We start from the raw sequence: 984 nt of genomic DNA on the forward strand, positions 1-984 counted from the left end.
CGTCGGCAGCGGCAGATGGGTATAAGCGACAGGTGCCGTTCACGGCGGCCGTGCGCCCGCACGTATGGGCGCACGGGTGCGACCACGCGTACCTGGCGGCGCAGGGCCCCGGCGCGGTGCCGCCGCCCCCGGTGGAGGCCGACGCCCCGCGCTGGGCGCAGGCGCAGCGGGCCGTGCACGCGGGCCGGCAGATCGTCGAGGTCACGCTGCACGGCAAGGGCGCGGAGGCGGTCGTACTGCAGGCCTTGGAGGTGCGCGTCGTCAAGCGGCGCACGCCACCCGCCTGGAACGTCTACGAGATGTCGATGGGCTGCGGCGGCATACTGACCCCGGCCGTCTTCCGGGTCGACCTGGACGCGCCGCGCCCGCTGGCCCGGCCGGTCGCCGGGGCCGACGGGACGCGTGTCCTGCCGGCCCCGCAGTTCCCGCTGCGGCTCTCGGCCTCCGACCCCGTGGTGCTGCGCGTGGAGGCCGCCACCGCGGGGTGCGACTGCGACTGGTACCTCGACCTGCGCTGGTCGGCGCCGTCGGGCTCGGGCACGGCCCGGCTCGACGACGGCGGGCGCCCGCTGCGCGTCAGCGCGGCCACGGGCCGGCCGCGGTTCGGCTACGCGCACGAGCCCGGGCGCTGGGCACAGGGCTGAGCACAAGGCTGAGCACAGGGCTGAGACCTCGGCGTCCTCGCAGGTCAGGAGGGTGGGCGGGGGTCGTTGTCAGTGCGCCTGCCTAGACTCGCCGGTAATGGGACCGCTCCGAGGCGGGGCGGTCCGCCGAGCGAGCGGAAGGGGGAGGGGACGCCATGGCCGCCGGACCCGCGGAGTCGCTGCTGCGCCATGCCGCCGTCTTCCTGCCCGCACCCGTGCCCCGGGAGGGGCGGTTCGCCTTCTGGGCGCCCGACGGCGCGCCGCTGCCCGAGACCGGTACGCCCGGCCCGCTCACGGTGGTGCGCCCGCACGGCTCCGGCGTGCGCACCCGCACCGTGCC

Annotated in this window: 2 protein-coding genes; both read left to right on the forward strand. The window is 77.2% G+C overall.

Features of this window, described 5'->3' with window-relative positions; translation table 11 throughout:
* The first annotated feature begins 32 nt into the window (after positions 1-32).
* Positions 33-644 (forward strand): hypothetical protein, encoded by a 612-nt coding sequence (locus GPJ59_RS36515; RefSeq protein ID WP_219672390.1) that lies wholly within the window; start codon positions 33-35, stop codon positions 642-644.
* 155 nt (positions 645-799) lie between these two features.
* The coding region (locus GPJ59_RS36520; RefSeq protein WP_219672391.1) for a hypothetical protein at positions 800-984 on the forward strand (185 nt) is incomplete at its 3' end.

The sequence above is a fragment of the Streptomyces bambusae genome (assembly GCF_019400985.1).
In the GTDB taxonomy this organism is placed as follows: domain Bacteria; phylum Actinomycetota; class Actinomycetes; order Streptomycetales; family Streptomycetaceae; genus Streptomyces; species Streptomyces bambusae_A.